12 protein-coding genes are annotated in these 14,600 nt (G+C 69.2%); 3 read left to right on the plus strand and 9 right to left on the minus strand.

The genetic code is table 11. The features are described from left to right. Nucleotides 1-64: 64 nt before the first annotated feature. The 3 genes from ACRYCC_RS34345 to ACRYCC_RS34355 all read right to left on the minus strand — a co-directional run bounded on the left by ACRYCC_RS34345 (nucleotide 65) and on the right by ACRYCC_RS34355 (nucleotide 3,234). Complete coding sequence (locus ACRYCC_RS34345; protein ID WP_433818030.1) at nucleotides 65-1,072, minus strand: hypothetical protein; 1,008 nt, start codon at nucleotides 1,070-1,072, stop codon at nucleotides 65-67. A gap of 435 nt (nucleotides 1,073-1,507) precedes the next feature. Beyond that, nucleotides 1,508-2,893, minus strand: coding sequence for a sensor histidine kinase (locus tag ACRYCC_RS34350; protein WP_433818032.1), 1,386 nt, complete (start codon nucleotides 2,891-2,893; stop codon nucleotides 1,508-1,510). Nucleotides 2,894-2,958: 65 nt separating this feature from the next. After that, a complete protein-coding gene (locus ACRYCC_RS34355) occupies nucleotides 2,959-3,234 on the minus strand; it encodes a hypothetical protein (RefSeq protein ID WP_433818033.1) in 276 nt (91 codons plus the stop codon). A gap of 123 nt (nucleotides 3,235-3,357) precedes the next feature. Between ACRYCC_RS34355 and ACRYCC_RS34360 the strand changes: the two genes are divergently transcribed. Together ACRYCC_RS34360 and ACRYCC_RS34365 are read left to right on the plus strand one after the other, a co-directional pair. Beyond that, nucleotides 3,358-4,026: a nitroreductase gene (locus ACRYCC_RS34360; protein ID WP_433818034.1), complete on the plus strand. Its 669-nt coding sequence runs from the start codon at nucleotides 3,358-3,360 to the stop codon at nucleotides 4,024-4,026. 88 nt (nucleotides 4,027-4,114) lie between these two features. After that, complete coding sequence (locus ACRYCC_RS34365; RefSeq protein WP_433818035.1) at nucleotides 4,115-4,678, plus strand: NADPH-dependent FMN reductase; 564 nt, start codon at nucleotides 4,115-4,117, stop codon at nucleotides 4,676-4,678. 77 nt (nucleotides 4,679-4,755) lie between these two features. Here the strand turns inward: ACRYCC_RS34365 and ACRYCC_RS34370 are convergent, their stop codons facing one another. Together ACRYCC_RS34370 and ACRYCC_RS34375 are read right to left on the minus strand one after the other, a co-directional pair. Continuing rightward, complete coding sequence (locus ACRYCC_RS34370; RefSeq protein WP_433818036.1) at nucleotides 4,756-5,241, minus strand: MarR family winged helix-turn-helix transcriptional regulator; 486 nt, start codon at nucleotides 5,239-5,241, stop codon at nucleotides 4,756-4,758. A gap of 196 nt (nucleotides 5,242-5,437) precedes the next feature. Beyond that, nucleotides 5,438-8,725 (minus strand): glycoside hydrolase family 97 N-terminal domain-containing protein, encoded by a 3,288-nt coding sequence (locus ACRYCC_RS34375; protein WP_433818038.1) that lies wholly within the window; start codon nucleotides 8,723-8,725, stop codon nucleotides 5,438-5,440. A 135-nt stretch (nucleotides 8,726-8,860) separates the two neighbouring features. Between ACRYCC_RS34375 and ACRYCC_RS34380 the strand changes: the two genes are divergently transcribed. Beyond that, a complete protein-coding gene (locus tag ACRYCC_RS34380; protein ID WP_433818039.1) occupies nucleotides 8,861-10,018 on the plus strand; it encodes an ROK family transcriptional regulator in 1,158 nt (385 codons plus the stop codon). Between the two features lie 80 nt (nucleotides 10,019-10,098). Here the strand turns inward: ACRYCC_RS34380 and ACRYCC_RS34385 are convergent, their stop codons facing one another. From ACRYCC_RS34385 to ACRYCC_RS34400, 4 genes are read right to left on the minus strand one after another with little or no spacing between them, the layout of a single operon-like run. Then, a complete protein-coding gene (locus ACRYCC_RS34385; protein WP_433818040.1) occupies nucleotides 10,099-11,421 on the minus strand; it encodes a glycoside hydrolase family 36 protein in 1,323 nt (440 codons plus the stop codon). A gap of 8 nt (nucleotides 11,422-11,429) precedes the next feature. After that, nucleotides 11,430-12,254: a carbohydrate ABC transporter permease gene (locus ACRYCC_RS34390; protein WP_433818041.1), complete on the minus strand. Its 825-nt coding sequence runs from the start codon at nucleotides 12,252-12,254 to the stop codon at nucleotides 11,430-11,432. Further along, a complete protein-coding gene (locus ACRYCC_RS34395) occupies nucleotides 12,251-13,267 on the minus strand; it encodes a carbohydrate ABC transporter permease (protein ID WP_433818043.1) in 1,017 nt (338 codons plus the stop codon). The genes ACRYCC_RS34390 and ACRYCC_RS34395 overlap by 4 nt, the downstream gene beginning before the upstream one ends. After that, entirely contained in the window at nucleotides 13,249-14,535 is a 1,287-nt protein-coding gene (locus ACRYCC_RS34400; protein WP_433818045.1) for an ABC transporter substrate-binding protein, read from the minus strand. The genes ACRYCC_RS34395 and ACRYCC_RS34400 overlap by 19 nt, the downstream gene beginning before the upstream one ends. Nucleotides 14,536-14,600 lie beyond the last annotated feature (65 nt).

The following is a 14,600-nucleotide window of genomic DNA, read 5'->3' on the forward strand; positions in this document are numbered from 1 at the left end:
GGTCGAACGACGGTCGTGAAGTGGGCGTGATCGCCCGATTGCCGTCATTGCGAATGGCGGCGTTTCACCGCTGAGGGGCGGACGGAGTGACGACGAAGACCGACGGTGCCTCGCGACCGTACGCGCCGTGTCCGCCGTGTTCTGATGCCGTCTTCGCCGGCACAGGCGCCGATGGTCGTTGGTGACGCCGTGTGCCCGCGGCGAGCATTATCAGACCGTAGCTGGTCCAGATGAGCAGAACCGCAAGCGGCCTGCCGGCACCCGCCCCGTCGAAGAATGCCACCGACCGCAACAGCGTGACGGCCGCGCCCGCAGGCATGTCCTGGCCGATCGTCCCCCACGGCCGCGGCAACATCTCCGCCGCCGAGGTGGCACCCGACCACGGATTGGCCAGGAGCATCATCACGGCGGCGCCCAAGCCGAACCCGGCCCGGGGAATCGCGGCGCCAAGTCCCGAGACACTCGCCGAAACCGTGAGTGTGACCAGCGCGATCGTGCCGGCCAGGGCCAAGAACGAGCCGGGTAGTACCGACAGCGCGGACTGCATGATCGCAGCCGACGTCACGCCGGCACCGGCGGCGAACACCAACAGCCCGACCGTCCGCCACAACGCGGACTTGACATGAAAGCCCAACAGGATGGCACCGGCTATCCCCGAAAGGATCAAAGCCAGGACGAGCACGCTCCCCCCGGCCCCCCTCGGGTCGTGGCGGGCGGCAGGCGCCACATCCTCGGGGGCGGCCACGGGTTGCTTCGACAGCTGTTGCGCCATTTGGCGCAACAACTGCGCGATCACGGGGCTGGCGCCAGAGGCGAGGAGCACATGGGGCCCCGTCGGCGCGACGACGACCGCACCGTAAGCATCGCGATCGGACAACGCCTGCCGCGCGGCCTGCTCGTCCGGCACGCGCTTCACCACGAACGCTCCCGGGGACTGGGCTTCCACCCGTCGCGCGACGGACTCCGCCGCCGGGTCCGGGCCGGCCACGACCAATGGAACATATCGTGGTTCGATCCTGGCGGCCGGCCATACGTTCGCGGTGACCATGACCGCCTGGAACGCGACCGCCATCAGGGCAAGAAGAAGAGCACGGTGGGGGGTTTTCACAAAGAGCTCCGCAAAGTCGGATGTTCATCCATAAGAATCCGTGGGCGCCAAAACAACGGTCGACGGTTATGCCATGGACCTCAAGAAAAGTGATCTTTCGTGGTCGCGCGGGCTGCCGAGATCAGCCGGGCTTACGTCATCCGCCCCGCCCTACCGCCACTTCCGACCCGCCTGGAATCTCAAACTCGCCCTTCTCGGGCATGTAAGTCCTTTCATTAGATCGCCCGATCTCACCACCAGGCGCTGCAGAGGCCGGCAGGCCTTGACCGCCACGCTCACGCTCACGAGACGATAGCGTCTCCTTACGAGATAATACTGTCTCGTTAGACCCTCTACAAGTGGAAGTCGGCTTCGTGATCGGCGGGCGCATACGGCGTGCAGTCCTGGGTGTGGCTGCGGTCACGTACCAGGATTCAGCGAGGCGGGCTGCGGCCGCCCCGGCCGCCCCAGGCTTGCGTGCCCGGCGGGGGCGGTCAGGGGCAGCCGCATGATGAAGCCGGCGCCGCCGATCGCGGCCTGCTGGACGTCCAGGGTGCCGTGATGGGCGGTGGCTATGTCGCGGGCGATGGCCAGGCCCAGGCCGGTGCCTCCGCGGTCGCGGCTGCGGGCGTCATCGAGGCGGACGAACCGCTGGAAGATTCGTTCCCGGTCGGCCGGCGGCACTCCCCCACCGTCGTCGCTCACCGTGAGTTCGGCGTGCGATCCTGCGCGGCGCAGCCCGACCTGTACCTGACTGGTGGCGTGCCGTTGCGCATTGTCCAGCAGGTTCGTCAGCACCCGGGCGATCTGCTCCGGTACGGCATCGACGACGATCCGCTCCGGCAGGTCCAAGACCGCCGGGTGGCGATCGTCGCGCCGGCCAGTCTCGGTACGGACCAGGCCGGCCAGATCGACCTCCTGGGTGGCCTTGGGCGCGGTGGCGCCCAACCGGGCGAGCAGGAGCAGGTCGGTCATGATGCCCTGGACCCGATCCAGATCGTCCAGCGCATGCCGGACCAGGTCGGACAGGTCGGTGTCGTGGGGATACATGTGGGCGTCCTCCAGGCGCACGCGCAGGCCGGTCAGCGGGGTGCGCAACTCGTGCGAGGCGTCGGAGGCGAACTGGCGTTGCCGCTTGAGCGCTTGTTCGGTGGAGGCTTTGGCCTCCTCGAGCCGTCCGAGTGTGTGGTTGATCGTGCGCACCAGTTGGGCGACCTCACCGCGGCCGGGGGGCTGCGGGATGCGGGTGCTCAGATCTCTGACGTTGATCGCGGCCAACTGCGCGCGCAGGAGAGGGATGGTGCCCAGTGTGCGCCCGGCCATCTTCCACGTCGCCGCGGTGGCCAGGAGGATCAGCAGCCCGATCTGGGCGGTCCAGAGCAGAAGGAAGACCCCGGACGACGCCATCGGCGGGACCATCCGGCCGGCGTAGACCACCGGGGAAGCAGGGGACGGTGAAACCCGGACGGCGGCCAGACGCAGACACGCTCGGCCGGCGCCCGTGGCGCACACCTCGACGTCTGCCTGAGCTTGGGCGGGCGAGGGCCGCACCTGGCTCAGGGGTCCTCGCCCGCGTGCCGCGGGCGAGGCGGCGATGACACGCTGATCCGCACCCACCACCTGGATCAGGTCGATGCCGGGAACGTGCGGCTCGACGGTGCCGGGCAGATTCCGCAACCGGGCCGCGGTGGCGGTGAGCCGGGCCTGGTCGCGTACTCCTGACCAGCCGGGCGTGGCCGAGGCCCGCGATGCGGCCGATGCCCCCACCAGGCCGAGCGGCACCAGCACGGCGAACGCCCCGAGCATGGCCATGACGGTAAGCCGGCTCCGCGTCGAGCCGAGGCGGAGCCGTCGCGATGGCAAGCCCGCTCTCACGGCGTCACCTCACCGCTCGTCAAGCCGCCGTGGGCGCCATTCGGGTGCGCCGGCCCGCTGGTCAGTGCCGCCGGACGAGGTAAGCGGGCGGTGGCCCGCCGGTGGCGGAACTCCTCCTCGTCGATCTCGTCGCGCGCGAGCATGACGAGCAACTGCCGCTCCTGCGGCGAGCAGGCCCGCCCCGGGACCGACGTCCGCCGGTACAGGAAGACTCCGGCCAGCGCCGCAGCGATGGCCGCACAGAACAAGAGCTCGCTGACGATCAAGGACATGGTTCTCCCTCCCGTCCGGTGGCGGATCGGGCAGTTGGTATTGAACGATACTATCGTGGATGATACTATCGTGAATGTGACGGAGTTAGACGAGGCAAGGTCGAGCTGACGGGGAGTTGGACGATGTTGGACGTCTATGAGGCGGTCACGAGCCGACGGGCGGTGCGGGGCTTCACCGATCGGCCTGTCCCGAGGGAGATGCTGGAGCGCGTGCTGTCCGCCGCGGCCTGGTCGCCGTCCGGATCGAACCTCCAGCCATGGCACGCCTACGTGCTGACCGGCGAGCCGCTGGCCGAGCTCAAGAAGCGCGCCGGTGAGCGCGTGGCCGCCGGTGACCCCTGGGACGAGCGGGAGTACGAGATGTACCCGTCCGCACTCAAGTCGCCGTACCACGAGCGCCGATCCGCCTTCGGCCAGGAGCGCTACAGCGCACTGGGTATTCCGCGGGAGGACTGGGAGGCGCGCCAGAGGGCCGCCGCCGCGAACTGGGACTGTTTCGGCGCGCCCGCCGCCCTGTTCTGCTACATCGACCGCGACATGGGCCTGCCCCAATGGGCCGACGTCGGCATGTTCCTGCAGACCGTCATGCTCCTGCTCCGCGCCGAAGGGCTGCACAGTTGCCCGCAGATGGCGTGGTCGGTGTATCGCAAGACCGTCGCGGAGATCCTGTCACCGCCGGACGAGCTCATCTTCTACTGCGGCATGTCGATCGGGTTCGAGGACGTCACGGCGGATCACGTGCGTACGGGCCGGGCGCCCCTCGCCGAGACGGTCACGTTCGTCGACGGCTAGCACGCGGGAGCAGGTCACCAACACCGAATGAGTCGTCGTCATCACCGGAGCGCGACGGCGGCAAGTTCATGCCTTGAGAGGAAACGCAGTGACATACAACGTTGGTTACATCGTCGGAAGCCTTTCCCTGAAGTCGATCAACAGGGCGCTCGCTCTGACCCTGAGCCGTCTCGCGCCGCCGGAACTCCGCCTCACCGAGATCCCCATCGGCGAACTGCCCCTGTACAGCCACGACCACGACCCGAACTACCCCGCCGTGGCCCAAGAGTTCAAGGACGCGATCAAAGCCTCCGACGCCCTCCTGTTCGTCACCCCCGAGTACAACCGGTCCATCCCCGGCGCGCTGAAGAACGCCATCGACTGGGCGACCCGGCCCTATGGATCCAACGTGCTGGACGGCAAGCCGGCCGCGGTCATCGGAACCTCACCCGGCGCGATCTCTACCGCGGTCGCACAACAGCACCTCAAGACCATCCTGTCCTTCACCAACTCCCCGGTGCTGGGCCGGCCCGAGGCCTACATCCAGTTCACCAAGGGACTGATCAACGACGAGGGCGACATCCAGGTGGCGTCCACCGCCGAGTTCCTGACCGGGTACCTGCGGGCCTTCACGGCACACATCCGCCGCCACCACGACGTCCCGGATCTGTAGACCACACCGGGGGTGAACGCGCGTCATCGCCGGTGTCGCGCCCAGTCGCCTGCCCACGCGGCAGGCAACCGGCGCGCTTACGCCTCGCCGCCTGCGGGATGGGCGAAGCGGGTCAACAGATCCGTCAACTGCTCGGCCTCGCCGGGCCCCAGCTCGGCGACCAGACGCTCAGCCTGCGGCACCGCCGCCGCATGGGCGGCATCGAAAAGCTCGACGCCCTGAGGTGTGATCTCCACTGCCCGCACCCGCCGGTCCCCTGGAACGGTCTTGCGTACGACCAGTCCCCGGCGCTCGAGGTCGTCCACGACCCGCATGATGGCCGCCTTGTCCGTTCCCGTCGCCGCCGCCAAGTCCCGCTGCACCGTGGGCCCGTGGTCGACCAGCACGATCAGCACGGCGAAATGCCGCAACTCGATGCCGAGCGGCCGGAGCGCCTCCCCCGCCGCCGCCGCCGCGCGCCAGTGCGCCCGGCGCAGCAGCAGGCCGAGAGCGAAAGGAGAGGCGTCCCCGCGGCGGTCGGTCGCACGCGAGACGGTGCTGCTGTGCGGAACGTCGCCGGTCATGAAACGATATTACCAGGCATCATTTCACTCGACATAGTATCGCGTGAAACCAATGCGGGCTCGGACCTCACCGCGCAGGCCGGCCCCGCGCGATCGACCGATCGCGCGGGGCGGCCCCTCCAAGCCTCGAGACCCCTTGAGGAGCACATCGGCGCGGCCTTGTGGCGTGGCGACCCCACGGCCTTCATGACGCGGGCTATCGGCGGATGACCCCCGGGTCGGGTTCGAGGCTGATGGAGTCCAGGTTGACGTTGCCGTTGTCGCCGGAGCCGAACACGAAGTTCAGCGGGGTGGCCTTGCTGAGGGAGAGGCTGACCTGGTGCTCCGACCAGGCGTCCCAGTTCTGCAGGGCAGGTAGCCGGAGCTGGACGGACTGCGTCCCGCTGGCGAGGGTCATGGTCTGGGTCGCACCCATGCCGTTGGCGTAGCGGAGGCGGACGGTGTACAGGCCGTCCACGGCGACCGGGGCGGTGAACCGCACGCCGCTGTCCTTGGTCTTCAGGCAGGCCACGAAGCCCGTGCCGGTGTAACCGGTGTGGTCGGTGCGCAGGCACGCGCCGCTGATGAGCTGCGCGGACTCCGCCTCGATCCTACGGGGCCCGGCGGTGAGCCCCCCGCTGACGGCCAGCAGGTCGGCAGCGACGTCCGGGGCGATCTGCTCGGCCTCGACCATGGCTGTGAACCGGTTGAGGGCTTCGCGCATCCCCGCCGGGTCGTTCGCGACCACCGCGGCGATCGCGGCTTTGACCTCGGAGGCGAGCCTGCCGGACAGGGCCGGGTCGATGGCCCCCTCGTCGGTCGCCAGCCGTACCTTCAGCGCGAGGGAGAAGAGCCCCGCCGGTGCACCGAGCCGGGTGGCGAGCAGGTCGTCGATGGCGGTGCGGGCTTTCGCGGTCACCTCGGCGAGAGGGAGACCGTAGACCGCCAGCCGTACGTCCTGGAGGGAAAGGAGGCGGCCGGTCTCGTCGCCCTGGCGGAGCGCGGTCTCAGCCTTGGTGATCTTGGGCTGGAGGAGCGCCATCGCCGACGACGTCACATCTCCGGACTTCCGCAGCTCCCGGACGAGCCCGAGCAGTGAGCGCGTCTGCGCCACCCGGACCGACCTGCTGCGCTCGCCGCCGGGTGCGCCCACCGCGACCCCGAAGTCCTGGTCGGGCACCTGGGACGCGGGCAGTCTCCACTCGACGATCCGGGTTCCGCCGCCCGCGACGCGGATGCGCTGGACTTCGCCGGCGGCGTGGCCGTCGAGGAACACCTGGCCCTGGAGCTCGGCCACGGTGCTGCCCGTGTTGGTGAGCGGAGCCTTCACGACGAGCTGCTGGGTGGCCGGGTCCAGTACGGCTTCGGGGGTGCCGAAGTCCGCGCGAGGCGGGGCGTACCGGGGCAGGTCACCGCGCTCCTCGGCGGTCGCGGGCCTGATCCTGACCGCCTGGCCGCCGGCGGCGACCAGCGACATGGACAACCGGGTGGACGATCTGACCAGCGTCTTGCTGATCTCGATGGGCAGCGGGTCGCCCTTCCAGGTGGTCCCCTGGGCGTCGGCGTAGGTCTCCGCCACGAAGGTGCCGTCGGGCAGGAACGACAGCGGCACCTGGAGGGTCCGGTCGTTCTCGTCGGTGATCGCGCCGAGGTACCAGGTGTCGCCGCTCCGCCGGGCCGTCGTGGTGTAGTCCCCGATGACGCTGTCCAGGACGCGGGTCTCGTCCCAGGTGGCGGGCATGTCCTTGAGGAAGGCGAATCCGGGGTGGGCGGCGTAGTTCTCGGGGGTGTCCGCGAGCATCTGCATCGGGCTGAAGAACGTCGGATACAGCGCGAGCTGCGCGGCCGAGGTGGTCTGGACCCGGGTTCCGAGCTTGCCCGGATCCCAGGTGACGTTCAGGACGCCGGGCGTGTAGTCGGCGGGCCCGCCCATGAACCGGGTGAAGGGCAGGATCGTGGCCTGCGCGGGCGGGTTGCCGTTGGCGCCCATGTAGTTCTGCTGCTCCATGCCCGCGACGCCCTCGCCGGTCATCATGTTCGGGTAGGTGCGTCCCAGGCCGGTGGGCTTGATCGCCTCATGCGCGTCGACCGTGATGTGGTGCCGCGCCGCCGCGTCGATCACCCGCTGGTAATGGCGGACGGCCTCCTGGTCGTAGTGGCTGCGGTTGACCCCGCCGAGCAGGAACTTCGTGGCATAGCCGGTCTTGATCGCGTGGATGCCGAGCTCCTCGTACCGCGAGAAGATCTTCTCCATGTTCCGGTCGTAGTAGTCGACGTCGCCCCTGGTCTCGTTGTGCGCGATGTACCCGACGCCGTTGTCCGCGGCGTACTTGAGCACCTCGGGAAGGTCGAAGTCGGCCTGCGGGGTCAGGAAGTCCTGGCCCGCCCATTCACCGCCGGACTTGGTGTTCCAGCCCTCGGCCAGCACGAACTTCGCGCCCGCCTGCTTGGCCAGGTCGATGTACTGCTTGAGCCGCGCGGTGGTCGCGCCGTGCTTCGGCCCGGCGGTCCAGGTGGTCTGCCGGCGCTGGAGCTCCCACCAGACGCCGACGTACGTCGCGGGCTTGATCCAGGAGGTGTCGTCGCAGATCGCGCAGGGGTCGTTGAGGTTCTCGATCAGATGGGATTCGCCCAGGTCGCCGGGGCGCTCACCCACGGTCAGAGTGCGCCAGGGCGTGGAGAACTCGCCGTTCAGCCTGGCCTTGGTGCCGTCGGGGAGGCCGATCAGGTCGCTGGAGAACGTGCCGGGCCGTCCCGGCACCGACTTCAGCGTCATGCTGGGGTAGTCGGTCAGGTCGGCCTCGTGCACCACCACGTAGGAGTCGGCGGCGGGCGAGGCGGTGATGGGCGTCTGGGCGGTGGGGACCGCGGACAGGGGCAGGTCGCGATAGTGCTGCTCGTCGGCGGTCCAGGTCTTGCCCGCGGCGATCGACCAGCTCCGCGCGGCGGGATCGAGGGCGAACTCGGTCTGCTCGGCGGTGACGGTGTAGGCGTCAAGACCGGGCTGCTGGGGGAAGTGGTAGCGGAAGCCGACCCCGTCGTCGAAGACCCGGAACACCAGGTCGAGCTTGAACCCCGTGTCGGCTTGGACCGCGTGGACGGTGAGCTCGCTCGCGTGGTTCCTGACCTTGCTCGACGTCCCCCAGACGGGCTTCCACGTCTCGTCGATCGTGCGCCGCCCGACGGACTCGATGCTCATGCCCTGCGTGAGGCTGGTCCGTCCGGCGAGATCCACGCCGAGCCCGGAGGCTCCGACGAGGGTCTTGCCGTGCTTCGTCACGCTGTAGGTGAGACGCCCGTCCACGGTGGAGACCGTGGCCCGCAGATCACCGTCCGGCGACTCGACGACCTGGGCGCCCTTCCCGGCGACCTCGGCGAGGCCGCTGGGAACCGGCTGCTCCGCCCGGGCCGGCGCCGCCACGATCCCTCCGGAGACCAGGACTGCCGCCGTCATCATGAGCAGTCCCGCCCGTCTGCTTCTCCACGCGGCGTTGTTACGTTCCATATGTGCCTCTTCTACGGGGGGTGGTGATCAATCTCGACCTGTGCCGTGACCGTAGAGGCCAGGAAAGACTCTGGTCAACACTCTTAATTAGATCTAATTAGAGTGTTCAATGTTAAAATTCGATACACTCCGCCGGTGTCCCCCACACCGAACCAGCGGATCGAACGCAGCAGGCGCGTGATCCTCGACGCGCTGAACCAGTCCTTCCCCACGACCCGGCAGGAGCTGAGCCGCCGGACCGGCCTCGCACCGAGCACTGTGGCAGGGATCGTCCGGAGCCTGGTGGCCGATGGGCTGGTGCACGAGCACGAGCCCGCCGACCACGTCGGACGCGGCAGACCATCGTCACGGCTGTCGCCGCGCCGCCCTCCGGGGCATCTCGTCGGGATCGACTTCGGGCACACGCACATCTCGGTGGCACTCGCCTCGACCGCGCAGCGGATCATCGCCGAGGGCCGGGTGCCTCTCGACGTGGACGCCTCGGCGAGCAACGCGCTCGACCAGGCGGCGATCCTGGTCGCTGACCTGCTGGACCGGGCGGGAGTCCCGGCCGGTTCGGTGCGGCGCACGGCAGCGGGAATCCCGGGGCCGATCAACCTGGCGACCGGCCAGATCCAGTCGGCCACGATCCTCGCGGGCTGGGCGGGGGTCAGGCCGCAGCGGGAGCTGACCGCCCGGCTCGGCGGGGAGGTCGTGATCGCGAACGACGCGGATCTCGCCGCGCTGGCCGAGCACACGCACGGGGCCGGGCGCAACGTGTCCGACCTGATCTATGTCAAGGCGTCCCATGGCATCGGGGCAGGGCTGATCCTCGCCGGAAGGCGGTACACCGGAGCGTACGGAGCGTCCGGAGAGATCGGGCACACGCTGGTCCAGGAGGGCGGGACGCAGTGCCGGTGCGGGCAGCGCGGCTGCCTCGAGTCGGTGGTGTCGATCGGCGAGGTGTGGAGGCAGCTCATCGCGGCGGGCCTGCCGCCTGCCGAACGGCCCGCCGACCTCTCCCTCGAAGCCCTGGTCGGCAATCCGGTCGTGGCCCGGATCGTCGCCGACGCGGGACGTCGGCTCGGACGGGTCCTGTCCGACCTGTGCAATGCCCTGGACCCCGCGATGCTCGTCATCGGCGGCGAACTCGTGACCGGAGGAGAGCCCCTCCTGGAGGGGATTCGTGAATCCCTGCACCGCTTCGCCCAACCCGCGATCAGCGACCGCGTCCAGGTCCGCTCCTCCTCTCTGGGCACCCGCGCGGCCCTGGTAGGAGCCCTGACCCTCGCCGCGACGGAGTCCAGCCCCTGACAAATCGTCCGGCGGCCCGGGTGAACCCGTCGGCCGGGTGTTGCGGCGGCGTACGGCGGCTCCGCGTGGTGACCGGCCGGCTATCCGGGCTCCTGCCGGAGAGCGTCGAACGGGACGGGCGGCGGTGGTGTGCCGAGCAGCCGCCGCGTCGTCTCCAGGCCCCAGCCGTCCAGCTCGGCGATGCGGTCCGAGGAAACCCGCAAGCCCCCGTAGTTCTCCATCGTCGCCGCCCACTCCTCACGTCTCTCGACCTCCGGCCGGACGATGAGGCAGTCGGGATCGTTCACCCAGAACCGCCCGTGCTGCCATGCTCTCCCGATCGTCGTCAGCGTCGCCGCGTGCTGCGATGGGCGTGAGAAGTCACCGGACTCCGGTTCGTAGCGGAGCCCGATGTCGGGTGAGACGCGCATGGCGTCGACGAGCCCGACACTGGGCAGGATCGGGGCGCCGGAGCCGATCAGGTGGCTGTGCGGGCCGATCGCCTCCCGGATCAGCGCGAGTCCCTGCCGGTAGGCGGTGACCGCCTGGACGTGGCCGGCGTGCCGTCTGCCCTCCAGCGCGCCGGCGTAGAGGAAGTCGGCTTTGAAGTAGTCGAAGCCGTAGGACCGGAGCCTGGCGAAGACGTCCCGCAGGTAGGCGGCGGCCGCGGGGTGGGTGGTATCGAGCGCGTACAGGTCCTGGCCCCAGTTGTGGCCGGCGTCGGCACCGCCCACCAGCCATGCGGGGCGCGTACGGGCCAGCTCGCTGCGGGCTCCCACCAGGAAGGGGGCGATCCAGATGCCGGGGCGCCGTCCGGCGTCACGGACGCGCGCGCAGAGCCCGGTGAGATCACCGAATCGATCGGACCGGGCCGTCCAGTCACCGATCTCGGCCTGCCAGCCGTCGTCGATCTGTACGACGTCGACGGGGAGGTCCAGCGTGGCGATGGCCTCGAGGTTCTCGATCACGTCGGGTCCGGTGACGTCGCCGAAGTAGTGGTACCAGGAACACCACGCCGTCGGTGCCGGCCGCGGCGGGCTCGTCCCGGCACGTGCGGCGAAGCGGTCCGCCCAGCCTGCCAGGGACTCCCCCAGCGAACCCTCGTGGCTGGACTGTTCCACCGGCCCGTCGGCGGTGATCACCAGCCGCCGCTCTCCGGTGAGCACGGCCCGGATGGACGGTATCTCCGTGAGGCCGTCCACCGGTGTGAACAGCCGTACGGCTTCGCCGGTGCCGGGATCGACCGCCAGGAGCCCCTCCCCCTGGAAGCCGCGGGCAGGCGCCGGGCGACCGGGCCGGTAGCACATCGTGCCCAGTACGGCCTGTGACGGGCGGTGCCCGGTGCCGGTGACCGGGTAGGTGGCCGACGGGCTCCAGCTCTGCCAGCCGTGCTCGTACACCCGGCCGCGGTCCGGATCGACCATGATCTCGATCATCCCTTGGTCGCCCCTCCGGTGAGCCCCTTCACGAAGTGCCTCTGCAGGGCCAGGTAGAAGACCAGCACCGGCACGGTGGCGAGGAACATGAGTGCGAAGACGGCGCCGAAGTCGGACTGGTGCTGGCCGATGGCCCGGTAGATGCCGGTCGTCACGGTGGTGCCCTGGCTGGGCCCGAGGATGACCAGCGGGTCGATGAAGTCGTTCCAGATCCAGACGCCCAGGAAGATCAGCACACTGGCCGTGGCCGGGCGCAGTAGCGGAAAGACGATCCGCCAGAAGACTCTCATCCGGCCGGCCCCGTCGATGGCGGCGGCCTCTTCGAGCTCCAGGGGGATGGAGCGGACGAACCCGGTGAAGACGAAGACGCCGAAGGGGATGTAGTAGCCGACGTTGAACAGCACCAGCCCCTGGACGGTGGTCATCAGGTGTACGGCGCGCAGCACCTGGGTGATGGGGATCAGGATGACCTGGGGCGGGATCATCAATCCGGACAGCAGGAGCACCGTGAGCAACTGGGCGGCTCTCCCCCGGGCCCGTGCGAGGTAGTGACCGAGCATCGCCGACAGCACGGTGAGGATGATGATCGACGCGGCCGTGACGATGACGCTGTTGGTGAGGCTGACCCAGAACAGCCGGTCGGGCCGGCTCAGCACCGCGGACAGGTTGTCCAGCGTCGGCGGGATCGGCAGCCCGGCGGGCGAGCCCGCGATCTTCGGGCCCGGCTTGATCACGTTGACGCAGAGCACGTAGAGCGGCACCGCGAAGACGGCGGCGATCGCCAGGGCCACCAGCGGGCGCAGCCAGGGCAGCCGGTTCACAGGTCCACCTCCCGCCGCTGCAGGATGCGCAGCGCGACCGCCGACACCACTGCCACGATCGCCAGCATGACGATGGCCATTGCGGATGCGTAACCCTGCCGGTCGGCGACGACGCCGGTCTGCAGCACGTTGAAGGCGATCGTCGCGGTGGTTCCGGTGCCGGGGCCACCGTTGGTGATCACCTGTACGTGATCAAAGATCTTGAAGCCGGAGATCAGCATCATGACGGTGTTGATGGTCAGCGCGGGCGCCAGCAGCGGCCAGGTGATCTTCTGGAACCGGCGGAAGGGGCCGGCCCCGTCGATGGCCGCCGCCTCGTGCAGTTGCTGCGGTACGCCCTGGAGCCCGGCGAGATAGACGACCACGCAGAAGCCGAGCATCTGCCAGCACACGATGATGCCGAGTGAGTAGACGGCGTAACGGGGGTCCGACAACCAGCCTGGCGGGTGGCGCACGCCGATCCCGCGCAGCGCCTGGTTGATCAGGCCGTCGTCGGCCATCAGACGGGTCCAGATGATGCTGACCACGACCGAGCTGAGCACGATCGGCACGAAGAAGACGCTGCGCAGCGCGTTGTAGAACCAGCCGCGCCGGTCCAGTAGGAGGGCGATTCCCAGTCCCAGCACGTTGGGGATGATCACGACCATGAGCGTGAGGACGGTGGTCACCCGCAGCGACAGCAGGAATTCGGGGTCCTCCACCAGCAGCCGGTAGTTGCGCAGGCCGACGTAGCGCAGCGGCGGGCTGAACGGGTTGTAGTTCGTCAGGCTGTAGCCGAAGCCGATGGCGATCGGCGCCAGCACGAAGCACACGTAGACGGTGAGCCCGGGAGCACCGAAGGCCGCGAAATGCAGGAGCCGAGGGGTCCATGACCGGCGCCGTCCTCGTCGCACGGCAGGCCGGGAGGACGCCCGGCCGAAGCGCGCCTCCGAGGAGTGCTTCGGCCGGGTGGCTTCGGCGGCCGGCCCGGCCCCGACCGGGCCGGACCCCCCGGTCAAGAGTTCTTCTGCCATTCCGCGTCGAGGCTCCTGGTCACCGCCGCCGGGCTCTTGCCGGTCAGCAGATCCTGCATCGAGGAGTCCCACTTGGGCACCACTCCGGGGAGCATGCCGTCGTCACCGGCCTCGAATCCGAAGGCCGGCACGACCGCCTTGGCCGCCTCGGCCCGCCGGAACTGGTCGTAGCCGTCCTTGTAGACGGGACCGACATCGGCCGGTGGGGTGTAGCCCCTGACCGCCGGGATCAGCCCGTCGGCCTTGGTGGAGACGTCGAGGTTGCTCTTGTCGAGCTGGAAGGCGAGCGCGAACCTCTTGGCCGCGTCGAGGTTCTTCGCCTTCGCGCTGACCAGCAGCCCACCGCCGGTGAAGGCCGGTACGACCTGCCCGCCGCCGTCGGAGGGCCAGAAGAACTGGCCGATCGGGAACGATGGCTTGGTCTTGGGGTCGTCGGCCGCGGCGGCGAACCAGTTGCCCATCGGGTACATCGCGCCCTTGCCGCCAAGGAACGCCGCCTGGGTGGCGGGATAGTCGTGGGCGATGTTCCGCTTGTCGATGTAGCCCTTGGCCGCCAGATCGGCGAGCTTCTGCGCGGCCCTGGTGTACTCGGGGCCGGAGAACTTCACCTTCCCGGCCCGCCGGTCGTGCATCCAGCCGGCATTCCTCGCGTACACCTCGGTGCCGAGGATGCCGGCGAAGGCCGGGCCGAGCGCGTCGTGCCCACCGCCGGTGACGAAGGGAGTGATCCCCTTGGCCTTGAGCGCGGCGGCGTCGGCGAGCAGTTCGGTGTAGTTCTTCGGCGGCCCGGAGAGCCCTGCCTTGGCGAAGAGATCCTTGTTGTAGTAGACGACCGGGATGGTCTGGGTGTTGGCGGGCAACTGGTAGACCTTTCCCCCGACGGCACCGTTGGCGGGATACAGGAAGTCCTTCAGCTCGTCCGGCCGCCAGGGGTACAGGTTGCCCGACTCGGCGAAGCCCGCCGGCGAGACCGCGATGAGCACGTCGGGGAACTGTCCCGAGGTGAGCAGCTGCTTGGCGTAGGCGGTGCGGTCCTGGGTGGGGGACACCAGTTTCTTCACGGAGATGTCGGGATACTTGTCGGTCACCCGCTTGATCGCCGCGTCCCAGTACTGCGGAGTGAGGTTGGGAGTCTCGAACGTCAGAAAGGTGATCTGCTTCTTGCCCGTCGCGCCGTCTCCGGAACCGGCGGTGTCCTCGACCGAGCACGCGGCCGGTCCGAGGCAGGCGAGGAACGCGATGGCCACCACGGCCAGTCTTCTTCTCATGACGATGCACCTCTCGGTTGTGATGACCGCCACATCCACTGGTGGAGTCATTAGATCCGATGTAT

The organism is Actinomadura scrupuli, from assembly GCF_050971785.1.
In the GTDB taxonomy this organism is placed as follows: domain Bacteria; phylum Actinomycetota; class Actinomycetes; order Streptosporangiales; family Streptosporangiaceae; genus Actinomadura_E; species Actinomadura_E scrupuli.